Below are 14,334 nucleotides of genomic sequence, written 5' to 3' on the forward strand. Positions count from 1 at the left end.
TCTATACCATACCCACCCGGTTTGTCGCTGGTGCATTGTGAACACAAGACGACACAGATTGTGACGGATGCCGTAACAATTGACGGAGAAACTTGATAAATTTTGGGCATGATGAAGGCATGGAATCTGTCAATTTTGTGCCTAATTCTGCATCTGCTTCGGCATCCACCTCTACGGGTTCGATGTCCGACTCGGCATCTCCTGATGCTGCGACGGATTCTCCTCCATCAGATGCTCTATCTGAGGATGCCCTATCTGGGGATGCTCTATCTGGGGATTTGGCGGCGCTGCCTGCGGAGGTTTCCCTGATGCCTGCGGGCAAGTCGGACGCGGGACTGGCTCCGCTGCTGCTGACGGTTGTTGAGCTAGTGCGACAGTTGATGGAGGCGCAGGTAATCCGCCGCATGGAAGAGGGGCTGCTGAGCGACGGCGACCTAGATCGCGCTGCCGAAAGCCTGCGGAAGCTGGAAGAACAGGTTGTGCAGCTTTGTGAAATTTTTGAGATCGATCCGGCAGATCTCAATATCGACCTGGGCGAAATTGGCACGTTGCTGCCCAAGGCGGGCGGCTACTATCCCGGCGAACAGTCTGCCAATCCGTCAATTCTGGAACTGCTGGATCGCCTGTTGAATACGGGCGTAGTGATCGAGGGCGATGTGGATTTGGGGCTGGCGCAACTGAGCCTGATCCATGCCAAGCTTCGCCTGGTGCTTACATCCAAGCCGCTGTAGTTTTTGCAGGGGGTTTGTAACGCTGTGTCGCAATTTCGCAAAATTGGCGATCGCCCCTGCCAAACTGGGCACTCTCAGCGAGTAGGCAAGTTGGGCCAGCAAAACCCCCGACGATTTGCGCCCATTCGCTTCCAGTGGCCCTGTTTCCCCGCGCATCATGGCATACGGTTTTTATCTCTACGGCATCTTCCCCACCCCCGGCCCTGTCGGGCTGGCCCTCGAAGGTCTGGACGCGCAGCCCGTTCATTCCCACGCCATTGGCGATTTCGTATTTCTCTATTCCGAGGCGCAGCAAAAGCGCTATCTCTCTAGCCGCAAAAACCTGCTGGGCCATGAGCGCGTGCTGGAGCAAGCGATGGAGAAGGGCTATCGTACCCTGCTGCCACTTCAGTTTGGCCTGGTGATTAAGAACTGGACCAGCGTCGAGGAGCAACTCATCGTGCCCAAGGGAGAGGCGCTGCGGCAGTTGTTTCAGCGGCTAGACGGTCGCCGGGAGGTAGGCATCAAGCTGGTGTGGAACCAGGAGGCGGAGCTAGAGGCGCTGATGCAGGAAAACGATCTGTTAAGAGCAGAGCGCGATCGCCTCGAAGGAAAAACCCTCAGCATGGACGAAATCGTTCGCATTGGGCAATCCATCGAACATGCTATGACCGTCCGCAAAGACGCGATTATTCAAACCTGCCGCGATCGCCTCAACACCCATGCCGTTGAAATTGCCGAAAACGATCCCCTGCCCAGCGTTCCCGGCATGATCTACAACGCCGCTTACCTGATTCCCTGGGATGCCGAACCCGCCTTCGGGCAGCAGGTCGATCAACTGGACACGCAGTTCAGCGGCCGCCTGACCATCCGCTACAACAACTTCACCGCACCCTACAACTTTGCCCAGCTAGAAGCAGAGTAAGATAGCACCCGCCTTTATTACCTTTTCACTCCCAACCCCGCTATGATCTTTGACCTCCTCCTCGCCCCCGTCACCGCGCCCATCAACGGCATGAACTGGATTGCCAGCAAGATCTTGGAGCAGGCAGAGCCGCTGCTGGATGAAAAAGAAAATCTGAAAAAGGAACTGCTGGCGCTGCAACTCGCCTTTGATATGGGCGAACTGTCCGAAGACGAGTTTGAGGAGCGGGAAGAGGCGCTGCTGCTGGCGATTCAGGCGCTCGAAGACGAGGATCTGGACACAGAAGACGAAGATTAGTCGTTGATTAATCAACGATTAATCAACGCCCCTAGTGGCAATTCTCCTGAGGGCTGCTGCGAATGAAATTTTGAGACGCTCCGCAGGTGCTTGACTGGCAATCTAAAATCGCAAATCCAAAATCAGCCCAGCATTAGCCCCTTGGACTGGAGTTTTTGCTCAATTTGCTGCATCTCCTCCAGGGTTTCGCCCGCGACGATGCCGTAAAGTTCGGTGTAGATCTTGCCGTACTTTACTTTTTCTAGGGCGGAGAGGATCAGGAAATCCTTACGCGCCAGCTCGGGCCTAAGTTCCACCAAGATCGAATCGAGCGTGCCGTCCATGCGGTAATCGGTGGAATATTTGGCGATCGCCTTTCCTTCCTTCAGCAAGGGTTGCCGTTGCAAGCACAGCGGAGTAGAGCCATTGACCCGAAAGTTGGCATCGATGGCGTGGAGTTGTCCGTCGTTGTCTTCCAGCACGTCGCAGCCGATGATGCCGAAATAGCCCTGCTGGTGGGCATAGCGGGCGATCGCCAGAATATGCGGCGCGAACCGTTCCACGGGCGTATTTTGGTAGTCAATCAGCCCGCCCAGGTAGCCGCCTTCCTCTGTGACCAACTGCCCCGTCACGCCGATCAGTTCCACCGCGCCCGTCTTACTCACGTAGAACTGCATACAGTAGTTTTGCACTGCATTTTTCACAAAATCCGACACCACAATGCTGCGAAGCAAATTGATTTCTCGATATTTGCGGATTTCCCGCAGGCAATAGTCCAGGTCGCTGGAGTTCTGAATAATATAGGTTCCCTCACCCGATAGCCCGTGGGTGGTCTTAATTAGGTAAGGAAACTCGGCGGGCAGCGGCACGTCCTCTAGGGGCGTTTCGTCTAGGTGATAGGTGACGTAGTGTGGGCAGGGCACGCCCAGTTCGGACAGAGTTTCTTTGCTCAGCAGGCGATAGTGGGTGTCGGGTGGGACGGCGTGCTTTTCGGGCGCGAGGTGGTCAAAGGGAAACAGCGTCAGCACTTTGGCAAAGCGATCGCTCTGGCTTAGGTAGTCCAGATACACCGACCGTTGCAGCACCTCCAGATTCTCGTAGCGAAAGCCAAAATGCTCCCGCCAGTAGTCAATCAAAATATTGCGTGGTGGGCGGATGACAATACCCGCGAGGCGATCGCCCAGCACCGCCAGGTTTTTCCACGGCTCCTGCTGCACGATCTTGTCATAGCTGACTTTGGTAGCTTCGTCGCTGCCGTCTTGCAGAAAATACTTCTCGGTATTGGGATAGGCGGCCCAGCTTGCGGTGGCCGGATAGTTGAGGATAAAGGCGTGGGGCGCGTCGGCGGTATCTGCTGAAAACAGGTCAGAAAGGCTGGTCGCCTGAGTGTATTGCAAGTCGGTTTGCAGGTTGGTCTGAACATCGGAATCTAAGGCCATAGCCGCATTAAACCAGGGTGGAGTTCGGAGATTTCAAAAGTCTTTTGCCAAAGTCTTTTGCCAAATCGTAGTTTACGCTGGATGGTAAGCGGAGGGGATGCGCTCAAATTGCACTCCGTGATACCAAGTCTACCTAGCGCAAAACCGTCTTTGGGCTGAGCAGAATGTAACTCGTTGGGCTAGCGTTAAATCGAATTTGATTGATATGTTAAAGACGCGATGATGCCAGGAGCCTGGCATTCAAAAGGATTCAACTTTAGCCACGTCAGACTCTCAGCGCTATGTCCCAGCCCTCTCAGCCCTCTCAGCCTTTAGACAACCTCAGCGACGAAACCCTTCCCTACGACACATTGAGTTCGGCGGCCCAGCGACAACGCCTGGGGGAACTGGCGGGCGTGTTTCTGAAACTGGGGGCGATCGCCTTTGGCGGGCCCGCTGCTCACATTGCCATGATGGACGACGAAATCGTTACCCGTCGCCGCTGGCTCAGCCGCGAAAAGCTGCTTGATTTCCTCGGCATCACCAACCTGATTCCTGGGCCAAACTCGACGGAACTAGCGATCTACCTGGGCTACGACCGAGCAGGCTGGCGCGGGCTGGTTTTGGCGGGCACCTGCTTTATCTTGCCTGCAATGCTGATTGTGTGGGCGCTGGCGGCAGTTTACGTCCGCTATCGAACCATTCCCCAAGTAGAATGGCTGCTCTACGGCATCAAGGCAGTGGTGATTGCCATTGTGGTGCAAGCGCTGTGGAAGCTAGGGAAAAAGGCGCTCAAGGATTGGCCAACCTGGGCAGTGGCGATCGCCGTCATTGCGCTCTTTGCCACCGGGCTAAACGAAATTGCGCTGCTGCTCTTGGGCGGCGCTGCGGTAATGCTGATCAAAAACCTGGGACAGCGAGAACCTGGTTCACCGCTGCTATTGTTTCCTCTATCAGTTCTCGCGCAAACCAGTCTGGCGCAAACGGGCGTGGCTCCAGCCCCTCCACCCGCCAATGCACCGACCTGGGGCAGCGTGTTTCTTATTTTTCTAAAAATTGGCGCAGTCCTTTACGGCAGCGGCTATGTGCTGCTGGCGTTTATGGAGCGCGAGTTTGTGCAGCGCACGGGCTGGCTTTCGTCGCAGCAAATTCTGGATGCGGTGGCTGTGGGGCAGGTCACACCAGGGCCCGTGTTCACTACCGCCACCTTTATCGGCTACCTGCTGGCGGGCAATGCCGGAGCCGTAGCCGCCACCATCGCTATTTTCCTACCCGCCTTTGCCCTGGTGCTCATCATCAACCCGTTTTTGCCCAAGCTGCGCCAGTCGCGCTGGGTCAGCGGCTTTCTGGATGGGGTCAACGCAGCCTCCCTCGGACTCATGGCTGTCGTCACCTGGACGCTGACCCGCGCCGCCGTGGTGGACTGGGTGACGGCCTTTCTCGCGGTGCTGTCGCTGATTGCCGTGTTTCGGCTCAAGGTAAACTCGGCCTGGCTAGTGCTAGGCGGGGCAATCGTGGGTCTGCTGGCTAAGAGCTTGACCTGATGTCCGAATCATGTCGATTTTGGATTGGCGATTTTGGATTGCCAGTCAAGCACCTGCGGGACTTCCAGTAATCCTATTCGTGCGCCACTCAGAAGAATTGAGATTCAAGTAAGATATTCCAAACAAAATGAATCGTTGTGCAGATTCACCACACAACGATTCATCTGGAATGGAACTTTATGGAATGAAACTCTAGCCGAATCGAATCTCGCTTTGGCTGACTACACCATCACGGTGTTTTCTTCCGCAAGCCCACGCGCCGGAGTGGCGATGCGGGTGCCCTGAGAAGTGACGCGCACGCTCAGGTCATAGGGCCCTGCTTCTCCTGCGCCATAGCTGCCTGCGAACACCACATAGGTTCCCGCCGGAAGGTTAGCGCGAATGGCAGCATCCCGCGTGTTGGCATTGGCATCGTCATTCTCTGTGACCGGTTCTAGCGCCGTCTGATCATTGAAGCGCGACACGTCTCGTCTCAGGGCGAGGAACGAGTCGATGAACGCACTCCGCATCTGAATCGACACCTGGGCAGGCGTGGGAAGCTGGAAGGAAAACGTCTCAAACCGACGCCCGTTGTCAGACAGGCGATCGCCCTCGTCAATCCGTCCTTCGGCTCTGGCAACAAAGCCGTGGGAATCTTGCCCAAAGGACAGCGGCGTGGCATTGGTGACCCGCGACAGCGGCGCAGTCGAGGCGAGGTGGCCCGTATGGGCGCTGGCCAGGAGGTGACGCACGCGATCGCTGCTGATGGCGCTGCTGAGGCCGCGATTGCCGCCCCGCGAAAAGGACAAGGCCACAACGCCAATCACGTTGCCGTGCTGGTCAAGCACCGGCCCGCCCGAATTGCCAGGGTTAATCTGGGCATCGGTCAGCACTTCATCGGGGTTGATCTTACTCACCACGCCGCTGGTCAGCGCATTGCGAAACCGCTCTTGCCCAAAGGGCGTGCCAATGACATAGGCCGGGTCACCCGGCTGCACCGAGCGAGCATCGGCCAGGCGCAACGGCTGCCCCGTGGAGGTCGGCTTTTGCCTGCTAAGCCGATCTAGGTTGGGATAGCGAGACGGCTCCAGGGTCAGCAGCGCTAGGTCTGTGCCGCTGGGGTCAAAGCCCACTAGACGAGCGCGACGGTTGCTGTTGTCTGCCAGGGTGACTGTAGAAACTTGCCCTTGCTGGAGGTTTTCCACCACATGGGCATTGGTCACAATCAGGGTGTTGGGGTTCCCGCCAGGGCCGCTGGCGGGTTCAACGAAAAAACCGCTGCCCGAAAAGCGATTGCGAATCGTCACCACGCTCTCGTTGGCTCTGGCATAAACGGGGGCGGCGGTGCGGCTGCTGCTGGGGGCGATCGCCACGGCCGCAGTACCCGTCGAAACGGAGAGCGTGGGCATCTCTGCGGGTGCTGCCGCCTCTACCGTCTCTTCAAACCGATGGGTGGTTCCGCCAAGTCCCTCGGTTTCCAGTCCAGGCTGGCTCAGGGAGGGGTCTGCATTCTCCTCCCGCAGCCCAATGGAGTAGGGCCAGCCGCCATAAGCCAGATGTGGATAGTAGTAGGGATAGTGATAATGCACCAGGCGATAGGGATGGCGACGCAGCGCTCGGCGGGTGTGCCGGTCATAGCGGATTTCTAGCACGGGTAAATGGGGCAGCAGAATGGGAGCGGGACGCTCGACCACGATGGGCACTGGACGCTCGACCACCACGGGCACTGGGCGCTCGATTACCACTGGACGGGGACGTTCTACGACGACAGTTACAGGACGCTCAACCACCACCGGGCGTGGATAAGACACCACCACTGGCGGATAGTAGGGGGTATAGCCATAGTAGTAGCGGTGGCGGCGGTGCGAAGTGCCTTCCGTCACGACTTCTGCCTCGACGGGGGCGATCGCCACGGGAGCCTCTGCGGGCGAAACGGCAGCCTGCACACCGGGAGTCGTTTCTACCGTCTGCGCCACAGGTGCCGCGCCGGGGCATACCAGCCGTCCATCTGTGCCGCGAGCAATGCGACCGGGCTGTCCGTTGTAAAGCACCTGCTGAAGAAAGCGCCCTTCCTCCCGCTCTACCAAACGGAACAGGTTGGGATTTTCGCTCAGGCACGACCGCGCGATCGCTCCGAGACTCTGCCGCTAGGCGAGTATCTGGCAGGCTAGGCGTAGTCGCATCAGCAGTCAGGCTGGACTCGGTCACGAGGCTGGGGCCAGTGGACGGAGACTCGACCACGGGCAGCGTTTCCATGTGCATCGAGCCGGGGCGGAACTCTCGCGGATCGTTCAGCGGATCATCCTTGAGCAGCGGAATCAGACCACTGTAGGAAATGCGGGGTGTGGTCGGCTCCACAAAGGTAACAGGAACCGCCGGAGCCACGATGACGTTCGTGACCTCAGCCGGAGCGCTCACTTCGACTGGCGTAGAGGGCAAAGGGGCAGACCGCTCGACGGTTGCATCTGCCACGACCGCTGCGACAGGCAACGGGGCGGAGCGGCCAGCCGTAGCGTCAGAGGTCATGGCGGCTGTTGGAACCGTCTGCTTTTCTGCAAGCCGAGGGGCGATCGCCCGCACAGGCGGGGTTGACTCCTGGCTGGACAATGCCGCAGGCTTCGACTCGGCCACTGCCGCCACTGCGACCACCAGAGCCTCGCGCTCGACCCGCTGTGCCACAGGCTGCGCGACTGCACCAGAAGCATTTTCAGGCTGAGCAATGGCCACCGGACGAGACACAGGCGGCGCGGCCAGATCGGGGGCTGCGGTCGCAGGAGCCGCGGGAGCCGGGGCCTTGGCAATGGGAGCCGGGGTCGCCGCAGGTGCAGAAACGGCAATTCTCTCCGGAGCGGGCGCAGGCGGCGGCGTAACCTGTGAACTAAGAGCCGATGCAGCAACTTTTTCAGCCTTTTGCGCGGCCTTTTCGATTGGACGAGGGGCAGTGGAACGGGCTTGAGGAGCGGTCTGGATTGGTTCTGGTGGAGCGATCGCTGCTTTTGGCTGGGGCACAGCCGGAGCAGCGGTTTCCACTGGCGCAATCGGTTCTACGGATTCTTCTTCAGAAAAGGAGTTGGCCTCGGCCCGGCGATTTGCTTCCAAAAAGCCAAGCATCGCCAGCGCAGAAAGAGCGATGGGAGCTAAACGCATAATGGTTCGTGAGTTGTGATGAGTATGAATTGAATAAACCGTCGTTCGTCTTTCGGATCTCGAAACCAGACTCCGCAAGCGAGAATCGATGCCTGCCCATGTCCAGCCCAAACCAGCACAGCCCAGAACATCGCTCGACTGTCCGAAATGCTCGGACTAATATCAATTCTTTTAAGTGGAGCTATGAATGAAATTGCTAGAAGCCTTGCAAGCGCTTGACTGGCAATCCAAAATCGCAAATCCAAAATCGAGAATTGATATAAGGCAAGCGAAATGGGTGCGCCGGGTTTTTCCAACCCTGCGTGATGGCAGCCGTTGACTATCGCATCCCTCGGCAGAGCTTTGGGCATGTGCCGTGCCCAGAGAGGGGCGATCGCCAACGCTGCGATGCTTAGAAACCTTGAACGGTCAATGCTTAGAAACCTTGAACGGTCAATGTCTCAACGCAAGAGAGTTTCCTGGAAAACATCTGAACCTGTAGGGCTGAAATTTCTGGTTCGTCATCAAACCTCGTCATCAAACCTGAAGTTTTAACCTGAACCAGAGTAGAGCAGGTTTTAGAGGGTGTTTGAAAAGGTATCGCCTGTAATGTTAAGCACTCAGAGATCCCCCCTTAAGCCCCCCTTAAAAAGGGGGGGAAACCGCCTTAAAGTCCCCCTTTTTAAGGGGGATTTAGGGGGATCTTGCACGCTTTTCTACAAACAGTGGGACTTTTCAAACATCCTCTTAGGCAATCTTTGGCAAAAAGCCTGCTTAGCGTTCATCAGAGTCGCTGAAAGTCTGGTTATGCAACCCTGGCTTTGACAGACGAGGCAAAACGTGAACCAACCTGTCTGTTACTCCCTTAAACAGCCCCGCTGAAAACAATCCGTTCAGGAAGGTAAAACTTTATAAATTCTTCACACGAATCAAGAACGCCTATGACGAGCAACGCCAGCGGCTTGTTCCCGGATCGGTTCAACTTCTGGCTTGATCCCAGCTTGATTTGCACTGTCCTTGATTTGCAAGGTCACGATTTGCAAGGTCACGATTTGCAAGGTCACGATTTGCACGATCACCGCTGGTCGCGCAGGCGTTCGGGGACGGGCGTGTTGGAGAGTCCGGCGATCGCCCGCAAGTTCTGACAGCGCAGCAGTTCGGTAAAATCCAGCGAAAACCGTCCTTCAATTTGCGCCACCGCCTCGATTGCGCTCAGCAGACTGCGGGCAGCCTCTTGTTCCGTATAGCCCCGCTGTCGGGCAAAATTAATGGCTCGCTCGTCCGCTTCTAGCTCGATTTGTGAACTGCGGCTATTTTTCCAGATGCGATAGCCCGAAAAGGCCGTCAGCCCTGCGGCGGCAACGGTTCCCATTGCATCGCCCTGTGCCAGTTCCACGACGGTTCCCAGCGTGCCCGCTGCCAAGAGCAACTGCGGCCAACCGGGCTGAAACCATCGCGTCGCGTTCACCCATGCCACGGTTCGCAGCAGCAGCAAATCCCGCTGAGAACGACTCAGTTCCTCCCACAGGTCAAAGTTCAGGTAAATTGGGCGGCTCTGCTGCCAGGGCAAGGGCAGGTTTGCCGTAATTACCTGCGGCTGGGCAGGGCGGTCAATCAGCTTCACATACATCCGCCCAGAGGCAGGCATGATTTCAACCAGGCGGCTAATTTCGTCATCGGGATTCATGAAAACCGTGCCTTTTGCAACCAATGCAGAAGTCTGGCTTCCAGCCTATCAGGTTTACAAGCACGCGGCCGATGCCGCCCGATCACAGCCCGCCAAAACGCCCCAAGCCGTCCAAAAACCCAAAACCTATAGGACTGGCGCAGTTGGACAATTTCTCGCGGGCTGTGCCCGCAAGAAATTGTCCAAAACCCAAAGCGCTTATCGCAAGTGCATCGGTCCTGACCTAAAATCCAAAATCCAAATGCCCCGCTGATATAGTATAAATGCTCTATACACTTGTACTGCAACCCCTGGGGCGATCGCCATGATTCGACTGCTGCACCTGTCAGACATTCACCTCGGCAGTGGCCTGCTGCACGGGCGCGTGAACCCAGAGACGGGCGCAAACACGCGGCTGGAAGACTTTGGGCGATCGCTGGAGCGGTGTATCGATCGGGCGATCGCCGAATCTGTTGACCTAGTGCTGTTTGGCGGGGATGCCTTTCCCGATGCCACGCCGCCGCCCAAGGTGCAAGAAGTCTTTGCTCAGCAGTTTCGCCGCCTGGTGGATGCCGACATTCCCACGGTGCTGCTGGTGGGCAACCACGACCAGCATACGCAGGGTCAGGGCGGCGCGAGTTTGTGCATTTACCGGACGCTGGGCGTGCCGGGGTTTGTGGTGGGCGATCGCCTGGAAACGCATCGCATTGCCACCCGCAGCGGCGAGGTTCAGGTCATCACGCTGCCCTGGCTAACCCGCTCTACCCTGCTCAGCCGCCCCGACACCGAAGGGCGATCGCTGGCAGAGGTCGATAACTTACTCTTAGAGCGGCTGCGGGTAGCGCTGGAGGGCGAAATTCGGCGGCTCGACCCAGATTTGCCCACCATCCTGCTGGCGCACCTGATGACCGACACCGCCCGCTTTGGCGCAGAGCGCTTCCTCGCCGCCAGCAAGGGATTCACCGTGCCGATGGCGCTGCTGACCCGTCCCTGCTTTGACTACGTGGCGCTGGGTCACGTTCATCGCCACCAGATTCTCTGCGACCAGCCGCCCGTGGTCTATCCGGGCAGCATCGAGCGGGTAGACTTTAGCGAAGAAGCCGAAGACAAGGGCTATGTGCTGGTCTCCCTAGAGCGCGGCAGAGCAGTAGTGGAATTTTGCCCGCTGCCTGTGCGCCCTTTTCAGACCATCAGCGTGGATCTGACGGATGCAGCAGACCCACAGGCAACGCTCCTGAGCCATCTCCAGCAAACCCTGATGGCCGATGCGGTGGTGCGCCTAGTCTACAAAATTCTGCCAGAGCAGGCTGAAGAAATTGACCAGGCCGCCTTGCACGCAGACCTGAAATCTGCCCATACCTACAGCATCTATCCCGAAGTGCAGAGCCAGCTTGCCCGACCGCGCCTGCCAGAGTTGGGTGCAGGCAACGAGCTAGACCCAATTGAAGCCCTGAAAACTTACCTGGAGCATCACCCCCACCTGAGCGGGCTAGCAGACGACATGCTGGCTGCTGCGAAAAACTTGCTGGCAGGGGACTGTCCTGAGGATCTTGCGCTCAGCGACGCGCCGCTGGAAATCGATTCAAGTGATGCCACTGCCACCGCATTAGAAGAGCCTGCAAACGCCCAGTTGCGCTTGCTCTGACCAAAGGCTTGCTCTGACTAAAGTTAGAAAACTATTGACCCAGCAACTTTTGTTACTACATCTGTCACTACATCTGCCCTCACCCTGAATCCCTCTCCCAGAGGGCGAGGGACTTCCGATCCGGCTCCCCTTCTCCTTTCCCAGAGAGCGAGGGACTTCCGATCCGGCTCCCCTTCTCCTGTTCTGGGAGAAGGGGCCGGGGGATGAGGGCGGTTCGGAATGCAAGCTCAAATATTGCCAGGTTAAGTAAGAACAAAAAAGAAGCATGGCATCTTGTTCCATGCTTCTCAAATTGTTTCTCAAATGCTTAGAGGATGTTTGAAAAGTCCTACTGTTTGTAGCAAAGTGTACATGATTCCCCTAAATCTCCCTTAAAAAGGGGGACTTTAAGGCGGTTTCCCCCTTTTAAGGAGAGCTAGGGGGGATCTCTGAGTGCTTAACATTACAGGCGATACCTTTTCAAACACCCTCTTAGGTTGAATGGTCAGGCTGCTGCGACTATCGCATCTGATACCAATAATAGGTCGCCATAGGAATCACCGTCGCGGCAAAGAGCAGCCCGATGACCCAAACGGTGGCATTGCTCTCAGCCGTCTCTTCGGGTGTGGCGAAAGTTCCCTCGCTCTGATCGACTTCGACCACGACAGGCGGGCCGGGGTCAGGATTGCCTGCTAGCACTTCCGACAGGCGCGTGGCCACGTCGAGAAATGCCTGGTTGTAGCGATCGCCCTGGCGCAGAGGCACAGCCAGCGTTTCATCCACAACACTGGTGGCAATGTCGTCGCTCAGCAGTTCCTTTGCGGCTTCGCCCACGCGAATGGCGGCGTTATTCGTCACCGTATCCAGCACCAGCAGCACCTCATTAGCCTGATCGGCTGGTTCGGGAAACCACTGCTCAAACAACTGGTCAGCAAAGCTTTGGACGGTTTCGCCATAGTCCAATCGATGAATCGTCACCAAGCGCACGTCGTTGCCCGTCTTCTTGGATAAGCTGCTCAGCTTGCCATTGATATTGCTTTCATTCAAGCGGCTCAGCACGTCGCCCTCGTCCACCACCCACTCCGTCGGACTGACGGCGGGCATCTCATACACGCCAGTCGCCAGGGCAGGGGCCGCGCCGCCCAGCCACAGCAAGACTCCCAAGGCTAGGGCGATCGCACCCATCCGGCTATGGAGCGATCGCAACAGTTGACCCACTCGTTTCCGATCTGTTTGCTTAAAGAAATGTGTCATTTCTGAAAATTCCTAACCCTCATTACAAAAATACACCAGGTTGGAGGGCGCGGGGAGAGATGGAGGGATAGGGCAAGCCTAGAAAAAGTTTAGCGAGTTGGCTGGATATGGAAGGATAGGGCAAGCCTAGAGAAAGTTTAGCGAGTTGGCTGGATGCGGTAAGCACAGCGGCGATCGCCCTGCATCAGATGCTCCACCCGTTCGACCACCACGCTCGTTCCCAAAACAGAACGAAAAACCTCCAGTTCTGCGGTGCAAAGCCCCGGACAGGTCTGGGCGGCGGCGCAGATGGGGCAGTGGTTTTCCACCAGCAATAGCCCGTCGGGTTGTTCCAAAACCTCGGCCATGTATCCTTCCTGGCTGCGGAAGTGGGCGATCGCCCTGACCTGCGCCTGCCAGGACTCCACCCCAGCCAGTTGCGCCCGATAGGTCTGAACCTGGCGGCGGCTGCGTTCCGAAATCACCCGCTCCAGCCCCTCCGCACCAAACACCGTCTCCACCCCCCGCAACACGTCCAGCATCAGGTCAGCGTGGCTATCGGGAAAGCGACTGACGGAATGCTCGGTCAACTGCCACAGCTTCACCGGGCGACCCGTGGGGCGGCGCTCTTGGCGATAGGTCACCCACTGCTCTGCCTTCAGCGTTTGGAGATGCTGCCGCACTGCCATCGGGGAAATCGCAAGCTGCTCTGCCAAGGCCGCAGCCGTCTGTGCCCCCCGCATTTTCAGCAGGTGCAGGATCTGATCTTTGGCTCTGGGCTTGGTGTCCTCCATTGAGGGGGTGGATTTTCGCTTTTGGATTTTTGCTTTTCGATCTTGGATTGCCCCTAATGCTGGGTGAGCGCAATGGGCAAAGGCAAACCCCATACTTCAGTGTGCCGTGTGCGGAGGGCGCTTGTCTTTAATTTTGGGAATTTTTGGACTGGCGACGGTTGTTACGACGTTTTTACCCAGGCGCAATTGCTCACAGCCTTGACCGTCCTCAAAACTGATAGGGCTGGTCGGCGAGCCACATTCGGGTCAGCACGGCTTCGCCATTGCCCCCGACCTTGGCTTCCATAACAAAATTGGGAGACTGTGGATTGGCCTGTTGCAGTTCAGCGATGCGGTTGTTGATGTGGAGTCGCTCGGCTTCGGGCATGTAGTATCGCTCCAACCCATAGTTCACCCAGCCGTTGCGATAGATGCCCTTCAGCGCAACCTGATTAGTGGGCAGGTTGGTGGGGCGATCGCCCGACACAGCAACAGGCTTCCAGGGCTTGGGCGGCTGGCTGCCCATGTCTTCCGGTGCTTCCAGAATGACGTAGATTGGACGAGCCGCAAAGCGCGATCGCCGCTGCTGTGCCGCTGCCTCAAACGCCCTCCAGCCCGGCAGTTTCTCCAGTTCGCCCGGCTGGGAAATGTCGTAGCCCAGCGTCACATAATAGCCGCGCAGGGGATGATACGGGTCAACGGGCCCCGTCTGCAAAATCACGGTCTGTCCCGTTGCCTGAGTATAGGTGGCTTGCAGGGGAATCACCAAAATCAGCGCTGCCTGAATCGCCAAGGGCAACCAGAAGCGCCAGCGGGCAGCCGAGACAGGGGCGAGGGGGGGCGGGGGAGCAGGCGGGAGGGGATGCTGCGGAGTGGGTGCGTCTGGAGGAGCGGGGACGAGGGGGTAGCGGTTGGAGGGACGAGATTCGGAATTCATAGGACGCTCGACAAGGAAAAGCTAGAGGACATCGAAATCAGGCCGCGAAATCAAGCAGTGAAATCAGGCAACGAAATCAGGCAAATACTGCACGAATCCTGCCCTGGCTGGATTGGAAGCGAG

The 14,334-nt window shown here is 57.5% G+C and carries 13 protein-coding genes; 6 read left to right on the forward strand and 7 right to left on the reverse strand.

Annotation, left to right across the window (positions count from 1 at the left end; translation table 11 throughout):
* Positions 1–308 precede the first annotated feature (308 nt).
* From JTM80_RS01100 to JTM80_RS01110, 3 genes are all read left to right on the forward strand, one after another.
* Positions 309–731: a gas vesicle protein K gene (locus JTM80_RS01100; protein WP_172358762.1), complete on the forward strand. Its 423-nt coding sequence runs from the start codon at positions 309–311 to the stop codon at positions 729–731.
* A gap of 157 nt (positions 732–888) precedes the next feature.
* Positions 889–1,635: a GvpL/GvpF family gas vesicle protein gene (locus tag JTM80_RS01105; RefSeq protein ID WP_172353770.1), complete on the forward strand. Its 747-nt coding sequence runs from the start codon at positions 889–891 to the stop codon at positions 1,633–1,635.
* Between the two features lie 42 nt (positions 1,636–1,677).
* On the forward strand, positions 1,678–1,932 hold the full coding sequence (locus tag JTM80_RS01110) for a gas vesicle protein GvpG (RefSeq protein WP_172353771.1): 255 nt from the start codon (positions 1,678–1,680) through the stop codon (positions 1,930–1,932).
* 122 nt (positions 1,933–2,054) lie between these two features.
* Here the strand turns inward: JTM80_RS01110 and JTM80_RS01115 are convergent, their stop codons facing one another.
* Positions 2,055–3,350 (reverse strand): carbamoylphosphate synthase large subunit, encoded by a 1,296-nt coding sequence (locus JTM80_RS01115; protein WP_172353772.1) that lies wholly within the window; start codon positions 3,348–3,350, stop codon positions 2,055–2,057.
* Positions 3,351–3,631: 281 nt separating this feature from the next.
* Here JTM80_RS01115 and JTM80_RS01120 point away from each other — a divergent pair, with 281 nt between their 5' ends.
* Entirely contained in the window at positions 3,632–4,873 is a 1,242-nt protein-coding gene (locus JTM80_RS01120) for a chromate transporter (protein WP_172353773.1), read from the forward strand.
* Between the two features lie 221 nt (positions 4,874–5,094).
* Here the strand turns inward: JTM80_RS01120 and JTM80_RS22550 are convergent, their stop codons facing one another.
* The 3 genes from JTM80_RS22550 to JTM80_RS01130 form a co-directional block, all read right to left on the reverse strand.
* A complete protein-coding gene (locus tag JTM80_RS22550) occupies positions 5,095–6,261 on the reverse strand; it encodes a S1C family serine protease (protein WP_225906907.1) in 1,167 nt (388 codons plus the stop codon).
* Positions 6,262–6,634: 373 nt separating this feature from the next.
* Positions 6,635–7,999: a hypothetical protein gene (locus tag JTM80_RS22555; protein WP_225906731.1), complete on the reverse strand. Its 1,365-nt coding sequence runs from the start codon at positions 7,997–7,999 to the stop codon at positions 6,635–6,637.
* Positions 8,000–9,053: 1,054 nt separating this feature from the next.
* Positions 9,054–9,665, reverse strand: a complete 612-nt coding sequence (locus tag JTM80_RS01130; RefSeq protein ID WP_172353776.1) for a DUF3318 domain-containing protein — start codon at positions 9,663–9,665, stop codon at positions 9,054–9,056.
* Between JTM80_RS01130 and JTM80_RS01135 the strand changes: the two genes are divergently transcribed.
* Positions 9,664–9,918, forward strand: coding sequence for a hypothetical protein (locus JTM80_RS01135; RefSeq protein WP_172353777.1), 255 nt, complete (start codon positions 9,664–9,666; stop codon positions 9,916–9,918). The genes JTM80_RS01130 and JTM80_RS01135 overlap by 2 nt on opposite strands.
* A gap of 51 nt (positions 9,919–9,969) precedes the next feature.
* Positions 9,970–11,289, forward strand: coding sequence for an exonuclease subunit SbcD (sbcD, locus tag JTM80_RS01140; RefSeq protein ID WP_172353778.1), 1,320 nt, complete (start codon positions 9,970–9,972; stop codon positions 11,287–11,289).
* 498 nt (positions 11,290–11,787) lie between these two features.
* Here the strand turns inward: sbcD and psb32 are convergent, their stop codons facing one another.
* The 3 genes from psb32 to JTM80_RS01155 form a co-directional block, all read right to left on the reverse strand.
* The gene (gene psb32, locus JTM80_RS01145) at positions 11,788–12,486 is read right to left on the reverse strand and encodes a photosystem II repair protein Psb32 (RefSeq protein WP_228721697.1); all 699 of its coding nucleotides are present in this window, start codon (positions 12,484–12,486) and stop codon (positions 11,788–11,790) included.
* Between the two features lie 173 nt (positions 12,487–12,659).
* Complete coding sequence (locus tag JTM80_RS01150; RefSeq protein WP_205370404.1) at positions 12,660–13,295, reverse strand: metalloregulator ArsR/SmtB family transcription factor; 636 nt, start codon at positions 13,293–13,295, stop codon at positions 12,660–12,662.
* 208 nt (positions 13,296–13,503) lie between these two features.
* Positions 13,504–14,211, reverse strand: coding sequence for a GDYXXLXY domain-containing protein (locus JTM80_RS01155; protein WP_172353780.1), 708 nt, complete (start codon positions 14,209–14,211; stop codon positions 13,504–13,506).
* Between the last annotated feature and the right edge of the window lie 123 nt (positions 14,212–14,334).

Source organism: Thermoleptolyngbya sp. PKUAC-SCTB121, from assembly GCF_016919485.1.
In the GTDB taxonomy this organism is placed as follows: Bacteria; Cyanobacteriota; Cyanobacteriia; order Elainellales; family Elainellaceae; genus Thermoleptolyngbya; species Thermoleptolyngbya sichuanensis.

Bases quoted from the DNA above. Each gene is read 5' to 3' on its own strand.
- JTM80_RS01100 (WP_172358762.1), top strand. From the start codon at position 309: ATGCCTGCGGGCAAGTCGGACGCGGGACTGGCTCCGCTGCTGCTGACG.
- JTM80_RS01105 (WP_172353770.1), top strand. From the start codon at position 889: ATGGCATACGGTTTTTATCTCTACGGCATCTTCCCCACCCCCGGCCCT.
- JTM80_RS01110 (WP_172353771.1), top strand. From the start codon at position 1,678: ATGATCTTTGACCTCCTCCTCGCCCCCGTCACCGCGCCCATCAACGGC.
- JTM80_RS01115 (WP_172353772.1), bottom strand. From the start codon at position 3,350: ATGGCCTTAGATTCCGATGTTCAGACCAACCTGCAAACCGACTTGCAA.
- JTM80_RS01120 (WP_172353773.1), top strand. From the start codon at position 3,632: ATGTCCCAGCCCTCTCAGCCCTCTCAGCCTTTAGACAACCTCAGCGAC.
- JTM80_RS22550 (WP_225906907.1), bottom strand. From the start codon at position 6,261: ATGCCCACGCTCTCCGTTTCGACGGGTACTGCGGCCGTGGCGATCGCC.
- JTM80_RS22555 (WP_225906731.1), bottom strand. From the start codon at position 7,999: ATGCGTTTAGCTCCCATCGCTCTTTCTGCGCTGGCGATGCTTGGCTTT.
- JTM80_RS01135 (WP_172353777.1), top strand. From the start codon at position 9,664: ATGAAAACCGTGCCTTTTGCAACCAATGCAGAAGTCTGGCTTCCAGCC.
- JTM80_RS01130 (WP_172353776.1), bottom strand. From the start codon at position 9,665: ATGAATCCCGATGACGAAATTAGCCGCCTGGTTGAAATCATGCCTGCC.
- sbcD (WP_172353778.1), top strand. From the start codon at position 9,970: ATGATTCGACTGCTGCACCTGTCAGACATTCACCTCGGCAGTGGCCTG.
- JTM80_RS01150 (WP_205370404.1), bottom strand. From the start codon at position 13,295: ATGGAGGACACCAAGCCCAGAGCCAAAGATCAGATCCTGCACCTGCTG.
- JTM80_RS01155 (WP_172353780.1), bottom strand. From the start codon at position 14,211: ATGAATTCCGAATCTCGTCCCTCCAACCGCTACCCCCTCGTCCCCGCT.